We start from the raw sequence: 14,315 nt of genomic DNA, 5'->3' as shown, positions 1-14,315 counted from the left end.
AACAACAAAAGCGGCCGAGCTGTCCTCGACCGCTTTATTAATTGTTAAGACTTATTGTTGTTTTTCGGAACCTGCTGAAGGTGTGAAGCCTTCTTCAGTTGCCAACTTTTCCTGTTCTAGGAATCGTAACACTTGAGTTTGACCGAATCTTTCAACTTCAATCTTTTTTCGTTTTAAATCTCTTTCAGTCTGAATACCCCAGATGTCTTCATCAGCAAAGTCTCGTACTGTTGTTAATACGGCTTTGTCATAGATGACCTTAACATCTTTGAAGTATGCAATAGCATCACCGCCGTCATGGGCAGCATCTCTAGTAATTAAAAAGCCTTCAAAAGCTACATGGGGAAGAGATACGGGATAAACGGGATAGAGCCTTAATTCTCTTGCCTTTACATGTGAAACATATGAAGGATTGTTCCATACCATTTCTCTCCAGCCGTCAAACAAAAGGTATCCCATGAAGTATCTTTTAACTACATTGTTTTGATCCCTAAGAAGAACATAAAGACCATGCGGAAAATTCATACCGTAAGTATTTACAGCGATAGATTTGATAACACCGGTATTTCGAACTACACCGTAACCTTCTTCAAATCTTGATTTTCCTGAAGCCTTATCTTCTGCAGTGGCCTCCTGCAAATTGCCCTGATCATCAACCTGAGCCATTTTTTCATAAGCAGGGATTAAGAATCCGGGCTTAATTGTTGCATTAGCATTATGTGCCCATTCGGGGAACATGATACGTACGCCCATCAAAGTTTGGCCAGCGAATTTATCACCTTCATCTCTTACCTTAGATTCCTTAACGGTTGAAGTTTCAACAGAAAGAGGATTCTGAGAGGAAGAATTTAACTTTACTTCCCATTGCTCAATAGCCAAAGATGATCTCATCAAAGCTTTTTGCTGGTCAGTGTAAGATGCTCCGGCTACTTGACCGTAATCCATAACGGTTCTTCGGTTTTGTGTCATCTTACCATTGGTATCAGCGATAATATCGGCATTCAAAAGTGCGAAATCAATAATAATCGCTTCTTCAGCAACAGCGACGGCACCCATCAAAAGAAATGCCATAGCTACAAGTATAAATGTTTTTTTCATTCAAAAACTCCTTTTATGAACTTAATTCATGCCCTGTTATTATAAGTATACGTAATAATTCAATTTTGTCAACACTTTTTTTTGATTTTTAATGTTATTTTTGTAATAATTCATAAATATGAGTGCCTTCTACAAAGATATTGGCAGCTTTTAAGGTCTTACAGTTGGTAAATATATTCTTTTGTAAAAGTCTCTTATTTTCATCCGAATCAAAGTCTTTTTTTATACCTTCAATAAAAGCAGCAGGTAAATCTGCGTACAAAATTCCTTCTTTTACAAAGCATGAGCCAATCTTAGAACCTTCAGGAATAAATGCATAACAATAATGGTTAATAGGCCCCAGCATTAATTCTTCAAAAAAAGCAGCTTCAGGCTCCACTATATTTTGCACCGGAACATAGCGTATTTCGGTCTCAATCTTACCGGTGATGGAATTTTTAAAAAATAGAACATATCGATCATGTTTTTTATTTAAAACCGAGGTAAACAGTGTGATAATTATTATAACGAGCAATAAAGAAGCCGAAATAATCTTCGTTTTTATGTAATTCATCAGTACTCCGAATCAATTATTTTCAAAATTGCTTATAAAAGCAGACAGGCCATTATATATGCCCAAGGAGCATTTTTTCAAGTAGTCGGGAGAATTTAAAAGCTTAATTTCGGTTTTATTACTGATAAAACCTAATTCAACCAAAACACTGGGCATTTTAACATTACGGACAACAAACCATTGATTTGCCCTAATTCCCCGATTGGGGCTTTTTTTTCCGATTTGAGCATCCAAACCGTCCAAAATATTTTGAGCCATTAAAATACTTTCCATCGTAAATTCTTCTTCCATCATTGAATTCAATATAGGATGAATTTCTTTTGGAACAGTGTTTTTATCCACTACTTCACGCCTGTACTCGGCAGGCAGATACCAAACCTCAAAACCGGCCGCCCTAGAGTTAAGAGAAGCATTAACATGGACGGAAACATATAGAATGCTTTCATTTTTTTTCAATTTTACCGAATTTGCCATTTTTACCCTGTCTTCAAGGGTAGGATAGACGTCCTTGTCTCTGGTTAAAAGAATTTTTTTATCGGGATAGGCTTTTTTAAGCATATTGTATAGGTCCAAACTGACGTTTAGAGCTACCGTCTTTTCATTGAGTATTATTGTTTTTTTATTTTCAATATACGAACCGACACAGCCTGGATCACGGCCTCCGTGCCCCGGATCTATCAAAATGACCCCTACCCTATATTTTGTTTCTTTTTGGGGAACCGAGAAAAATGTTTCAAGCTCTTTATACATTTCGCTGCTTATAAAAGTAAGGCCGTCTTTTTGATATGGAGGCGGAATAAAATCGGCTTTTTTGTTATCGAAAATTATAAGACTTTCGCCTATTTTACAGCTTACCTGAGATGAATCCTTCATAAAAATAAGTTCTTGCGAAAGCGGATCCCACGAAATATCAAGGTCGAGCCTTTCTGCGGCATCGGTAACCGAAACACCGGCAGAAAAGGCTTTTAAACAAAGGAAAATCAAGAGAAAAATAGAAAAAAAAGCCCGTTTATTTGCACTATTTTTCATTAAAAAGTTAGATAGTATCAAGACATGCAATGCCCGGGAGGACTTTTCCTTCAAGGAATTCAAGGGAAGCGCCGCCGCCCGTAGAAACATGGCTCATCTTATCGGCAAGATTGAACTTATTTACGGCTGCGACCGAATCTCCGCCGCCTACAATGCTTAAAGCACCTTTTTCGGTTGCAGCTGCTACAAGTCTGGCAGTTTCTTCCGTTCCCTTTGAAAAGGCCTCAAACTCAAAAACTCCTACAGGCCCGTTCCAGACAATCGACTTTGATGCCAAAATAATATCTTTATAAAGAGCTAAGGTCTTAGGCCCTACGTCCATTCCCATAAGATTATCGGGAATATCTATGTCTTCAACTAAAACCGCTTCGGCATTGGGAGAAAAGGTTTCGGAGCATATGTGGTCAATGGGGAGTATTATCTTTACACCCTGTTTTGCAGCCTTATCCAAAAGATTTTTTGCCGTATCCATATAATCTTCTTCAAATAAGGATTTACCGATCTTTTTTCCTTGAACTTTTAAGAAAGTGTAGGCCATTCCTCCGCCGATAATTAAGGAAGAGGCATTTTTTAAGAGGCTTTCCAAAACAGCGATTTTGGAAGAGACCTTTGCTCCTCCTATAATTGCCGTCATGGGCTTTGCAGGGTTATTTAACATCGGCTCAAGGTATTTAATTTCTTTTTCCATAAGAAAGCCGGCTACCCTTGTATTTACAAAGTTTGCAATTTCGGCTGTAGAAGCATGGGAGCGGTGAGCTGTTCCAAAAGCATCATTTACATAGATGTCGCCGTATAGGCTTAGCTCTTTTGCCAAGATTTGCTGCTCAGCCTTTTCCTTTGAAGTTTCCTCTTTGTGGAAGCGGGTGTTTTCAAGCATAAGGATTCCGCCATGAGGAAGGGCTTTTACTCTTTCAAGCTGCCCCATGCAGGAGGGAGCAAAATCAACCGGAAGTTTAAGAAGGCCGGATAAGTATTCTGCAACAGGCTTCATCCTGTGCTTTCCGTTAATGTAAGATTCTTCATCAAAGGGCTTTCCGTCTTTTTCGGCCTTTTCCTTGGCTTTTTTTGCATCCTTTGAAGGATCACCCAAATGGCTCATCAAAACAAGGCTTCTAGCTCCTTGTTCCAGTATATATTTTATTGTAGGAAGAGCCGCCCTAATCCGCGTATCATCCTGCACTACTCCGTCCTTCATAGGAACATTAAAATCTACACGCATTATTATGCGTTTATCCTTTAAATTTACATCTTTTACAGTCTTAATCATATTACCTCCAATAAGATTTTTATTTTAGACAGCCTCGATTACCTTCCCTTAAATTTAACTTTACTCGTTTTCTTTTTTGAATTCGATGAAGTCTATTTCAACCCCGTTAGGATCTACAGCCGTTAAAATCTTTTTACCGTCTTTTACGGTTCTTGGAGGAGCCGTTATGCGGACATTTTTAGATTTTAGGTACTTTTCGGCTTCGCCTATCTGGTCTACCTGTACGGTAAGAGAAAGCCTGCTGCCGTTTTGGGCTTTTGGAACATCATGGCTTATGAGCTCAAGATTCATTCCGCTGTCAGGTTCCGTTAAAAAAGCAATTCTTTTTCCCGGAGCTGCCGACATCATATAATTAAAAGTAAATCCAAGTACTTTTTCATAAAACTCAAGTGATTTTTCCATTTCATCCGTGCGGATGGCAACACTGTTTAAAAACATTTGTATACCTCTTAAAAAAGTATAACATAATCATTATCATAAGTCAATTGAAAGTCAAGATGATGTAAAAATTTTATGTTAACATGATGTGTCATTTTAGCCGTAAAATTAAAAAAACAAAATGCGGGGACTTGACTTTTTTTTTAAAATAGCTTACGCTTAAGCCAGTGTTGTATTGCGTAAACTTATCGATAAATTTAAAAGCTTATATGATACAACCAAATGAGAATTTTCTCAAAAAAAATATTGTTCCGTAAACTTTAATAAAATTACGGAAAAGGAGAATCACATGAAAAAACTTATTTTTGTTTTTTTATTGGCTGCATTGATTGCAGCACCTTTGGCTGCGCTGGATCTTAGTGCCGGCGGCGATTTCAGCTTTGCTCATATGTGGAGTACATTACAAAGAGAAAAGGCAAAAAATACAGATTCTATGAACCTTTTAGGTTTTAACGGTTTCTTTGATGCCGAGTATGTAAGAGCAGGCTTAGGGCTTAATTTCAGTGTAGGCGGCGTAACAGTAAAAGCGAACGATGGTGAAGGAAATTCTAGTTCTGACACTGATAATAAGTTTTCCTTTACAAATTTCCGCCTCTCGGTTTTAGGTAAATACCCCTTTACTATTGCCGAGATTGTAAAACTTTATCCATTACTAGGTCTGGAAGCAGATTTTAACGTTTCCGTTAAGTATGACGGTAAAGATGTAAAAAAGGACCTAAAAGATGAGCAAAAACAGGATTATAACCATTACTACCTCGTTTTAGGTGCAGGAGCCGATATCACTGTTTCAGGCAATCTTTTTGTAACCCCCAAGGCAACTTTCGGCTTTGATTTGACAGAGAGCTCATATGTAAAAGACGCAAAGAAAAATGATTCAAAAGTAAAAGGCGGCCATCCAATGAAGTTGGAATTCGGTGTAGGCGTAGGATATAAGTTCTAATTTTACACTAATCCTTAAAAAGCTCCATCTATAAAGATGGGGCTTTTTTTATGTCTTCATAAAAAATTTGGTTAAATCTAAGGTAAACCTATAAAAAACTGAAGCTTTTAGAGGTTCCATTTACTTGAAAAAAAAGCTCTTATCGGCTAAAATACTTTTATGAAGATTACGGAAAAGATTTTAATTGTGGATTTCGGAGGTCAGTATAATCAGCTCATAGCAAGGCGTGTGCGCGACCTAAATGTTTATTCCGATATTGTGCCGGTTTCAAAGGCCCTTGACTACATAAGGGAAAATAAGCCCATAGGTATTATTTTTACGGGAGGGCCTAACAGCGTTTATGAAGAAAAAGCTCCCCTGCCCCCAAAAGAAATTTTTGACTTAGGTATTCCGATTTTGGGCATTTGTTACGGTATGCAGGCCATGGCTCATTGTCTAGGCGGCAAGGTAGAAAAAAGCTTAAAAAGAGAATTCGGCAAAACCTTAACAAAATTCGACACAGGTATTCCGCTCTTTAAAAATATAAAAGATAAATCTTCGGTTTGGATGAGTCATGTAGACTGCGTTTCACGCCTGCCTGAAGGCTTTGTTTCGGCAGCTCAAACGGCAAATACAAAAAATGCGGCAATGGCAAATAAAGAAAAAAAACTTTACGGCATCCAATTCCATGCCGAAGTTGAACATTCCGAAGAAGGACAAAATATAATCAAAAACTTTTTGTACAACGTTTGCGGTGCTAAAGGCGATTGGAATATGAAAAGCTTTTTAGCCGAGGCAATAAAAGATGTACAAAATACGGTAAAAGACGGCAAGGTGCTTTTAGCCCTATCGGGAGGAGTAGATTCTTCCGTGCTTGCGGCTCTTTTAAATAAGGCCGTAGGTAAAAATTTAACCTGTATTTTTGTGGATCACGGCCTTATGCGTAAAAATGAGGGTGATGAGGTAGAGGCAGCCTTTAGAGATGCTCCAATGAATTTTATCCGCGTAAATGCGGAAAGCCGTTTTTTGGGCAAGTTAAAAGGCGTTTCCGACCCTGAAAAAAAACGAAAAATAATCGGCGAAGAGTTTATCCGCGTTTTTGAAGAAGAAGCAAAAAAAATCGGAACTGTGGACTTCCTTGCCCAAGGCACAATTTACGCCGATGTAGTTGAAAGCGGTTCCAAGGGTTCCGCCGTAATCAAAAGCCATCACAATGTCGGAGGCCTTCCCGATCACATAAGTTTTAAGTCCCTAATCGAGCCCTTAAAAACGCTTTTTAAGGACGAAATAAGAAAATTAGGCACGGAGCTCGGCCTCCCCGATTATTTGGTACACCGTCAGCCCTTCCCCGGCCCCGGCCTTGCCATAAGAATCATGGGCGAGATAACCGAAGAAAAGCTCGATATTTTAAGGGAAGCCGATGCTATCTGGCGGAGCGAACTTGAGCGGACAGACATAAAAAAGGATTTAAGCCAGTATTTTGCCGTGCTTACCTCCACAAAGACGGTGGGTGTTATGGGCGACTTCAGAACATACGACTACACCCTCGCCCTACGCGCAGTAAAAACCTCGGACTTTATGACAGCCGACTGGGTACGCATTCCCTACGAAATTTTAGACAAGGTTTCGTCCCGTATTATAAACGAGGTAAAGGGCATCAATCGAATAGTCTACGACATAACTTCAAAACCGCCTGCTACGATTGAGTGGGAGTAGAGTAACAAAAATGTTTCTTCCGTAAAATCGTTGAAAATACAATATTACAACGGTTTACGGAAGCAAAAAGCTCCTTAGTGATACTGTTTTGATACTAAAAATGAGAAAAAGTAGGTTTAAAAGGAAGTTGTTGAATTTAGATAAATTGTTTAGAAAGCCTTCCATCATTTTGGTGGGAGGCTTTTGTGGAAATAGTGGTTGATAAATTTGAATTTACCTCTATTTAGACATACAAACTGTTGACAACAAAGCTCCTATATAGTATGATTTGATAAACTACTATATAGGAGCTTTTGTATGGAAATGAATGGAGGATTTCTTGTTACCAAAATAAAACAGCTTGGAGACCGGATCTTTGAGAAGATTCTCAGTGAAAAGAATATTGATGCGTTCAATGGAGCCCAGGGGCGTATTCTTTATGTGCTGTGGCAGGAGAATGGAATCCCGATTGGGTCACTATCGATCAAATGTGGATTAGCGATAACTTCTCTTACGACGATGCTGGAAAGAATGGAAAATCAAGGGCTGATAAGCCGCGTTCAGTCTGAAACGGACAAAAGGAAAATACTCCTATTTCTGACTGAGAAAGCACATGCCTTAAAGGACGAGTACAATTCTGTATCTGATGAGATGGGCAGTATTTACTACAAAGGTTTTTCAGAGGAAGAAATTACCCGGTTTGAGGAATGCCTCGACCGTATCAGAAAGAATCTTGAGGAGTGGCAGAAGTCATGAGTATTTGTATCAAAGATCAGATTCAAAACATGAATATCGTCATCGGCTGCACAGTGGGGTGTGCATATTGCTATGCCCGCAACAATGTGAAACGCTGGCATATGATTGATGACTTCGCTGACCCTGAATTCTTTCCGGGTAAGCTCAAGATGATGGAAAAGAAACGTCCGCAGAACTTTCTTCTTACCGGCATGAGCGATCTCTCCGGATGGAAGCCGGAATGGAGAGACGAGGTATTTGCAAAGATCCGTGAAAATCCACAGCATCAGTTCCTATTCCTTACCAAGCGCCCCGATCTTCTGGATTTTGATACAGATTTGGAAAACGCATGGTTTGGCGTTACGGTGACGAGGAAAGCAGAACTGTGGCGTATTGACGCGCTTCGGGAAAATGTCAGAGCAAAACACTATCATGTTACCTTTGAACCGTTATTCGACGATCCCGGTTCAGTTGACCTTTCCAGAATCAACTGGATTGTTGTCGGCACCATGACCGGAGTTCTGAGCAGGAAGGTTCATACGGAGCCGGAGTGGGCATGGTCTCTGACGGACCAGGCACACGAGCTCGGCATTCCGGTGTTTATGAAGGAAGACCTTGTCTCTATCATAGGGGATGAAAATATGATTCAGGAAATGCCGGAAGAATTCAATAAAGTGTTGGAGGTACAGAGATCATGGCAGAAGTAATCGATGGAATCCTCATTAGTGAGGTGGAAACAAAGAACATCATGACCAAGTCCAGTCTGCCGGTAGGCGGTTACTCGGTCAATCCCTATGTAGGCTGTACACATGCCTGCAAGTATTGCTACGCTTCTTTTATGAAGCGCTTTACCGGACACAAGGAGGAATGGGGCACCTTCCTTGATGTGAAGCATTGGCCGGAAATTAAAAATCCGAAGAAATATGCCGGACAGCGGGTGGTCATCGGTTCTGTGACGGATGGCTACAATCCACAGGAGGAGCAATTTGGGAATACCAGAAAACTTCTGGAGCAGCTGATCGGCAGTGACGCAGATATTCTAATCTGCACAAAGTCTGATCTTGTGGTACGGGATATTGATCTGCTGAAGAAGCTTGGACGAGTAACCGTTTCATGGTCGATCAACACACTGGATGAAAATTTCAAGAACGATATGGACTCTGCTTCGAGTATTGAGCGTCGTATCGCTTCTATGAAGCAGGTATATGACGCAGGTATCCGTACAGTCTGTTTCGTATCCCCGGTATTCCCCGGTATCACGGACTTTGAAGCGATCTTTGAGCGGGTAAAGGATCAGTGCGATCTGTTCTGGCTCGAGAATCTCAATCTTCGGGGCGGTTTCAAGAAGACGATTATGGATTATATCGCTGGAAAATATCCTGATCTTGTACCGCTTTACGATGAGATCTATAACAAGCATAACCGCAGCTACTTTGAAGCGCTTGAAGTAAAAGCTGAGGAAATGGCTAAGAAGTATGATTGTCCCTTTGTGGATAATGAAATGCCTTATGGCAGAGTCCCGCAGGGACATCCGGTGATCGTGGATTATTTCTATCATGAGGAAATCCGAGGGACAGAAAATACCGGAAAAAGGAATCGTTAAACAGAAATTGACCGAGCTCTTTGAACGAGGGAGACTCCTTGTCCGAAGGGCAAGAAGGTGCAACCGAGAAGACTTAGAACAACTCCAGTTTGTCTAAAGCATCAAACAGCATAAAAAGCACATGACTTTAAGATTGTAAAATCTTTCAGCTATGTGCATTTAATGAGCAAAGAATAAAAGACTATCAAACAGGAGCATATGAAAGGGCAGGTGGAGTAGTCGATCCACTTCCTGAAGATGCACCTCAGTTTGTAAAAGATTATTATGCTTATTATAAGACAGAGCGTGGTTATCATAGCAGGTCGCTTAATTCCAATGAGGGATGGAATACTGTAGGGATGATATCTTTTCTAAACCAACCAATTCTACAGTATAGTAATGAAATCCGTAGTGCTGTACTTATCGTTCATGGGGATAAGGCACATAGCTATTACTTTGGAAAAGATGCCTATGAAAATATGATAAAAGACATGCAAATAGATGGCACTGTACTTGATGTTGAATGGGAAAACAATAATACTGTAAAGGAACTAAAGGAAGAATTAAAACAAGGAGAGGTAACCATCCGGTTATCTAAATATAGCGATTTCGAGCAGGTAGGAGAATTGGGTAAAACTTACTCCTCATCTGATAAAAGAATTACAGCAGAAGCCGGAGATATAATGCTGTACTCCGGAAACAAAATAGTTGTATTTTATGGAGCAAACACATGGGAATATACTCGAATTGGGAAGATTAAAAATTTAAGCAAGGAAGAAATAAAGCGATTATTAAGCAATAGTGATGTGGTATTAAAGATAAAAATGGAATGATTATGATAGTAATATTTTTAGTATCACTATTGATACTAAAAACCTCTAAAACCACAAAAAATAGGTATAAAATGTTTGGTTTTAGAAACTTAATAGATACTGACAATACATAAAAGAAACAAATATGCTATGGTAATTATTGAGTGGGAGTGATGAAGGCGGTATACTAAATGAGGAGGTTCACTATGACAGCAAAAACTATCAAAGAAAAAGCAATGGTACTCGTACCTTTATTCTTACTGCTTTTGCTTTTACAGCAGGCTGTTTACACTCAAACAAACGGCGTGCCGAAACGCAAACTCGTCATTGCTTTTCACGCAATTGTAAATACCGACAAAACGGGTAAAAATCTGATAAAAGAACTGCCCGATTTACAAAAACGGGGAATCAACACGCTTTTTCTCCAAATAGGTTACAACTATCAATGGAAAAGCGATCCGAAACTCTATAACAAATACGTGCTTTCCGAAACCGTCGCACGCGAAATTGCAGCCGAATGCCGCAGGCTTTCAATCGACCTTATTCCCGAAATAAACTGCCTCGGCCATCAATCGTGGAAAAACAAAACCTTTGCCCTTCTCAAAGCCTATCCCGAATTTGACGAAACGCCAGGCTTCTACCCAGGCAATAAGGGTATTTATTGCCGAAGTCTCTGCTCTTCCAATGAAAAAGTTTACACAATTTTATTCGGTTTAATTGATGAAATTACAGAAGTATTCTCGGTAAAAAAAATACACGTCGGCTTGGACGAGGTGTTTCTGATAGGCGAAGATGCCTGCCCCCTTTGCAGCGGAAAAGACAAGGCTGAACTGTTCGCCGGTGCTGTGAACAGACTCTACGACCACTGCGTCAAAAAACGGGGACTGACGATGTATATGTGGGGCGACCGCCTCATCAACAGCGAGGATGAAGATAGCGGTTATAATGGCGAATACGAAAGCTCGTGTAACGGAACCTACCCCGCCGTCGACCTCATTCCTAAGGACATCATCATATGCGACTGGCACTATGACGAGCTGAAACGTTATGGTTCCATTCCGTTTTTTTTAAACAAGGGCTTCCGTGTCCTGCCTACAAGTTTCAAGGGCATTAAAGCGGTAAATGCTCTCATTGACTATTCACTTTTATACAAGGATAACCCTGCTATGCTCGGGCACATGTACACGGCATGGGACAATGTTACAAACAAAAATCTCTCACGGTATAAACCGATGGTCAAAACGATAGACAAATTAAAGTAAATAAATCTCGTCAATTCTCCCCAAAAATACTTGACGAGAATGAACCTTATTTTTTTGTCTCCGCCTTCCCGTCTTTTAACTCCAAGCCTTTTTCAAATAAAAAGCTGATATAGTAGTCCTCAAGGGTGTTCTTAGGGCCTGCGGCATTTAGGCGTTTTCGGGCATCGGCATTGTTTCGGCGCTGCACATAAGAAGAATAAAAAAGGCGCGGGTCGGCATTATCAAAATCCAGCTTTTTATTTAATAGCTTGGCAACATCTTCTCTTCCCATTGCCGGTATCTTGCAGCTTACCAGCTGTTGGCGGACATAAAGAATATCCTCATAGGATATACCGAACAAAAATTCCTCCAAGGATTGTCCTACTATTTTATTTGAAAGTTTTGCAAGCATGAAACTTTGCCATGAGTCATCCAATTTGGAAGAAAGTAAAAAAAGTTCGCTGGTACCCATCATTGTGCCGAATACCGGAGCTATTGTGTCACGGGCTGTCCAAACTCTTGTTAGAACGGGAGCAAATGAGGTGGTATTTTGATCCAACCTGTGCTCCCAAAGGTAGGTTAAAGCATTTGCAACTTTTTTTTGTTTTTGTTTATCCAAAATATTACTGTCCAAAATTGAAATATAAACATCTTCGGACATAATCGTAAACATGATATTCATAGTAGCCGATCTGAGTTCTTCAATTTCTTCTTCCGAAAAGGAGGAATTTGAAGCAACCTTAGTAAGAGCCGAAAAGATGTGGAATTTTGCAACAAGAAAACCGCGTCCTAAAACGGCTTTTGTCGGCATTGAAAGAGTACGGGAATCGGAAGGGGTTTTACAAAGGTTTTCTATTAAGGTATCTTGATTTCTTTTTTCCCCGGCAAGAACGCTTGTTTCATGGATTGAAGGAAAGCGTGAAATCGCAACCGACATTCTTTCCAAATCCATAAGTTTTTTTCCTATTTCCAGAACAGCGGACTTATATTCGCCGTTCAGGCGCTCAAAAGCACATTCAACCAAGTTTTTTTCGTGATCATTTAGAACAACGATATCTGTAGAGATTATAGTTCCGAGTCCTGCACTATTTATTGTCATATTCTTTTCGCAACTTCCCCAATATGCAATTACCTAATATATACGGGAAACATTATACTACATTATAATGAATTTTTAAAGAGCTTTTTTATCTAAAACCGTAGAATTTTGATAAAAATAGGCGGTACTCATTGACAAAAAGCCTTTTTACATGCAATAATACTTATTCAAAAATGTTAGTTCGATACGGTCAAAATGCCGAAGGAAAGCAGGTTCGGCAGGCTTTGGTCTATACTAAGGACGAGCACCACATTGCTCCCGAAAAAATAGACATTGAAGCCGTAAAAATTATACAACGTTTAAATTCTCAAGGTTTTGAAGCCTACATAGTAGGAGGAGCGGTCAGAGATCTTTTAATAGGTCATATCCCTAAGGATTTTGATATAGCAACTTCTGCTGAACCTTCAAAAATAAGAAAAATGTTCAGGAATTCCAGAGTAATAGGCCGACGTTTTAGGTTGGTTCATGTATTTTTCGGCGAAAAAATATATGAGGTAAGCACCTTTCGATCAACGGAAGACGGAAGCATAGGAAACAAATTCGGAACGATAGATGAGGATGTACACCGAAGAGACTTTACTTTAAACGCTCTTTACTATGACCCAATCCATGAGCTAGTAATCGATTATGTAGGCGGTGTCAAAGATATAAGAGAAAAAAAAATAAGGCCTATTATTCCGCTAAAACTTATATTTTCTGAAGATCCCGTAAGAATGATTCGGGCTATAAAGTATGCAGCTATGACGGATTCGGGTATTCCGTTTTTTGTTCAGCTTCAAATACATAAAAATGCACACCTTTTGGAATTTGTATCCCCTTCAAGGATAACCGAAGAAATAAATAAAATTATTTTTAGCGGGCATGCAAGCGATATTATAAAAAAACTTTTGGATTTTAAGCTCTATGTTTACCTGCAGCCTGGGGCATGCGCCTTTATAGATTCGTCTTCAAAATTTAAAGAGGTATATATAGAAAATCTTGCTCTTTTGGATAAGGACATTAATGTTAAACCTCAAATAAAACAAGGAGAATGTTTAAAACCATTACTTAAAGATTACATAAAACTGATTGCAGATCCCGAAGGGCAGCTGCAAGAAGTATATACTTATGTTTATAAGGAATGCAGGCATTTTATTCTTCCGATGAATCCTCAAAGGCGGGAGTTGGAATTTGCAGTAAAAAGCATTTTAAATGACTTGGGAATTAAGGTACCAATGGACAGAACTCAAGGGCGGCCTGCAAAACTCGGCAAACAGACTAAGCATAGGCGCAAGAAAAGAGTTAAAAAACAAGACACTCAAAAAGATACGGATTAAATCAACAACCCTCTGCACGAATAAATCCGTATCTTAAAAGCTAACGAAAATTATAGATCAAACACGGATAAGTTTATGGGCGATCGGAGCAGAATTTTTAATTGTGGCGTGTACCGGACAACTGTCATCAACCAAAGCCATAAATTTTTCAAGCTCCTCATCTGAAGCATCTGACTTAATATGATATATTGTTTCAATATCCGAAAGCCCAAGCTTTTCCGGACGGAAAAAACCGATGCATTCAACGGCCAAATAATCCAATTTGAGGCCGTTTTTCTTTGCAATTACCTTTGAAGTAACACATTTGCATGCTCCCAAACCGCTTAAAAGAAGTTCAATTGGGTTCATCCCTAAATCGGTTCCTCCAAAACTTAGGGGTTCATCCGCAATAACCTTCTTGCCAGATGCCTCACATTCAACTTTAAAACCTTCGCCTAAATCAATTTCAGATTTTGTTCTAAATTCTTTTGCCATAATTTCTCCTATAAAAACTTTTTGCAGCAAATATCAGAGCCTTTCGGCTCTGTTCTG

The 14,315-nt window shown here is 39.5% G+C and carries 15 protein-coding genes; 8 read left to right on the top strand and 7 right to left on the bottom strand.

The window, feature by feature from the left end; translation table 11 throughout:
• Nucleotides 1–51: 51 nt before the first annotated feature.
• The 5 genes from E4N74_RS04410 to E4N74_RS04390 form a co-directional block, all read right to left on the bottom strand.
• Nucleotides 52–1,098, bottom strand: coding sequence for a flagellar filament outer layer protein FlaA (locus E4N74_RS04410; protein WP_044979233.1), 1,047 nt, complete (start codon nucleotides 1,096–1,098; stop codon nucleotides 52–54).
• A gap of 94 nt (nucleotides 1,099–1,192) precedes the next feature.
• Nucleotides 1,193–1,651 (bottom strand): GerMN domain-containing protein, encoded by a 459-nt coding sequence (locus E4N74_RS04405; RefSeq protein WP_044979232.1) that lies wholly within the window; start codon nucleotides 1,649–1,651, stop codon nucleotides 1,193–1,195.
• Nucleotides 1,652–1,663: 12 nt separating this feature from the next.
• Nucleotides 1,664–2,680, bottom strand: coding sequence for an N-acetylmuramoyl-L-alanine amidase (locus E4N74_RS04400; RefSeq protein WP_255819065.1), 1,017 nt, complete (start codon nucleotides 2,678–2,680; stop codon nucleotides 1,664–1,666).
• Nucleotides 2,681–2,687: 7 nt separating this feature from the next.
• Entirely contained in the window at nucleotides 2,688–3,947 is a 1,260-nt protein-coding gene (locus E4N74_RS04395) for a phosphoglycerate kinase (protein WP_044979230.1), read from the bottom strand.
• A 60-nt stretch (nucleotides 3,948–4,007) separates the two neighbouring features.
• Nucleotides 4,008–4,385, bottom strand: coding sequence for a VOC family protein (locus E4N74_RS04390; protein ID WP_255819061.1), 378 nt, complete (start codon nucleotides 4,383–4,385; stop codon nucleotides 4,008–4,010).
• A 289-nt stretch (nucleotides 4,386–4,674) separates the two neighbouring features.
• Here E4N74_RS04390 and E4N74_RS04385 point away from each other — a divergent pair, with 289 nt between their 5' ends.
• From E4N74_RS04385 to E4N74_RS04355, 7 genes are all read left to right on the top strand, one after another.
• A complete protein-coding gene (locus tag E4N74_RS04385) occupies nucleotides 4,675–5,325 on the top strand; it encodes a TDE1717 family outer membrane beta-barrel protein (protein WP_044979228.1) in 651 nt (216 codons plus the stop codon).
• A 159-nt stretch (nucleotides 5,326–5,484) separates the two neighbouring features.
• Nucleotides 5,485–7,020, top strand: coding sequence for a glutamine-hydrolyzing GMP synthase (gene guaA / locus E4N74_RS04380; RefSeq protein ID WP_255819058.1), 1,536 nt, complete (start codon nucleotides 5,485–5,487; stop codon nucleotides 7,018–7,020).
• Nucleotides 7,021–7,317: 297 nt separating this feature from the next.
• Nucleotides 7,318–7,755 (top strand): radical SAM mobile pair system MarR family transcriptional regulator, encoded by a 438-nt coding sequence (locus tag E4N74_RS04375; protein ID WP_253697994.1) that lies wholly within the window; start codon nucleotides 7,318–7,320, stop codon nucleotides 7,753–7,755.
• On the top strand, nucleotides 7,752–8,441 hold the full coding sequence (locus tag E4N74_RS04370; RefSeq protein WP_044979225.1) for a radical SAM mobile pair protein A: 690 nt from the start codon (nucleotides 7,752–7,754) through the stop codon (nucleotides 8,439–8,441). The genes E4N74_RS04375 and E4N74_RS04370 overlap by 4 nt, the downstream gene beginning before the upstream one ends.
• A complete protein-coding gene (locus tag E4N74_RS04365) occupies nucleotides 8,429–9,337 on the top strand; it encodes a radical SAM mobile pair protein B (RefSeq protein ID WP_255806314.1) in 909 nt (302 codons plus the stop codon). Before E4N74_RS04370 ends, E4N74_RS04365 begins: the two co-directional genes overlap by 13 nt.
• 338 nt (nucleotides 9,338–9,675) lie before the next feature.
• On the top strand, nucleotides 9,676–10,149 hold the full coding sequence (locus E4N74_RS04360; RefSeq protein WP_010697472.1) for a cyclophilin-like fold protein: 474 nt from the start codon (nucleotides 9,676–9,678) through the stop codon (nucleotides 10,147–10,149).
• A 185-nt stretch (nucleotides 10,150–10,334) separates the two neighbouring features.
• Entirely contained in the window at nucleotides 10,335–11,390 is a 1,056-nt protein-coding gene (locus tag E4N74_RS04355) for a family 20 glycosylhydrolase (protein ID WP_255819057.1), read from the top strand.
• Between the two features lie 46 nt (nucleotides 11,391–11,436).
• Here the strand turns inward: E4N74_RS04355 and E4N74_RS04350 are convergent, their stop codons facing one another.
• A complete protein-coding gene (locus E4N74_RS04350) occupies nucleotides 11,437–12,468 on the bottom strand; it encodes a hypothetical protein (RefSeq protein ID WP_044979221.1) in 1,032 nt (343 codons plus the stop codon).
• Nucleotides 12,469–12,641: 173 nt separating this feature from the next.
• Between E4N74_RS04350 and pcnB the strand changes: the two genes are divergently transcribed.
• Complete coding sequence (gene pcnB, locus E4N74_RS04345; RefSeq protein ID WP_255806630.1) at nucleotides 12,642–13,784, top strand: polynucleotide adenylyltransferase PcnB; 1,143 nt, start codon at nucleotides 12,642–12,644, stop codon at nucleotides 13,782–13,784.
• Nucleotides 13,785–13,841: 57 nt separating this feature from the next.
• Here pcnB and E4N74_RS04340 read toward each other — a convergent pair whose 3' ends face one another.
• Nucleotides 13,842–14,258, bottom strand: coding sequence for an OsmC family protein (locus E4N74_RS04340; RefSeq protein ID WP_255806311.1), 417 nt, complete (start codon nucleotides 14,256–14,258; stop codon nucleotides 13,842–13,844).
• Nucleotides 14,259–14,315 lie beyond the last annotated feature (57 nt).

Origin of the sequence: Treponema putidum (genome assembly GCF_024401155.1) — a bacterium.
In the GTDB taxonomy this organism is placed as follows: Bacteria; Spirochaetota; Spirochaetia; order Treponematales; family Treponemataceae; genus Treponema_B; species Treponema_B putidum.
Note: the sequence above shows the minus strand (reverse complement) of the source record. Positions and strands in the feature narration are given on the sequence as shown.

Coding starts and splice junctions, on each gene's coding strand:
- E4N74_RS04410 (WP_044979233.1), bottom strand. CDS start 1,098: ATGAAAAAAACATTTATACTTGTAGCTATGGCATTTCTTTTGATGGGT.
- E4N74_RS04405 (WP_044979232.1), bottom strand. CDS start 1,651: ATGAATTACATAAAAACGAAGATTATTTCGGCTTCTTTATTGCTCGTT.
- E4N74_RS04400 (WP_255819065.1), bottom strand. CDS start 2,680: ATGAAAAATAGTGCAAATAAACGGGCTTTTTTTTCTATTTTTCTCTTG.
- E4N74_RS04395 (WP_044979230.1), bottom strand. CDS start 3,947: ATGATTAAGACTGTAAAAGATGTAAATTTAAAGGATAAACGCATAATA.
- E4N74_RS04390 (WP_255819061.1), bottom strand. CDS start 4,385: ATGTTTTTAAACAGTGTTGCCATCCGCACGGATGAAATGGAAAAATCA.
- E4N74_RS04385 (WP_044979228.1), top strand. CDS start 4,675: ATGAAAAAACTTATTTTTGTTTTTTTATTGGCTGCATTGATTGCAGCA.
- guaA (WP_255819058.1), top strand. CDS start 5,485: ATGAAGATTACGGAAAAGATTTTAATTGTGGATTTCGGAGGTCAGTAT.
- E4N74_RS04375 (WP_253697994.1), top strand. CDS start 7,318: ATGGAAATGAATGGAGGATTTCTTGTTACCAAAATAAAACAGCTTGGA.
- E4N74_RS04370 (WP_044979225.1), top strand. CDS start 7,752: ATGAGTATTTGTATCAAAGATCAGATTCAAAACATGAATATCGTCATC.
- E4N74_RS04365 (WP_255806314.1), top strand. CDS start 8,429: ATGGCAGAAGTAATCGATGGAATCCTCATTAGTGAGGTGGAAACAAAG.
- E4N74_RS04360 (WP_010697472.1), top strand. CDS start 9,676: ATGATATCTTTTCTAAACCAACCAATTCTACAGTATAGTAATGAAATC.
- E4N74_RS04355 (WP_255819057.1), top strand. CDS start 10,335: ATGACAGCAAAAACTATCAAAGAAAAAGCAATGGTACTCGTACCTTTA.
- E4N74_RS04350 (WP_044979221.1), bottom strand. CDS start 12,468: ATGACAATAAATAGTGCAGGACTCGGAACTATAATCTCTACAGATATC.
- pcnB (WP_255806630.1), top strand. CDS start 12,642: ATGTTAGTTCGATACGGTCAAAATGCCGAAGGAAAGCAGGTTCGGCAG.
- E4N74_RS04340 (WP_255806311.1), bottom strand. CDS start 14,258: ATGGCAAAAGAATTTAGAACAAAATCTGAAATTGATTTAGGCGAAGGT.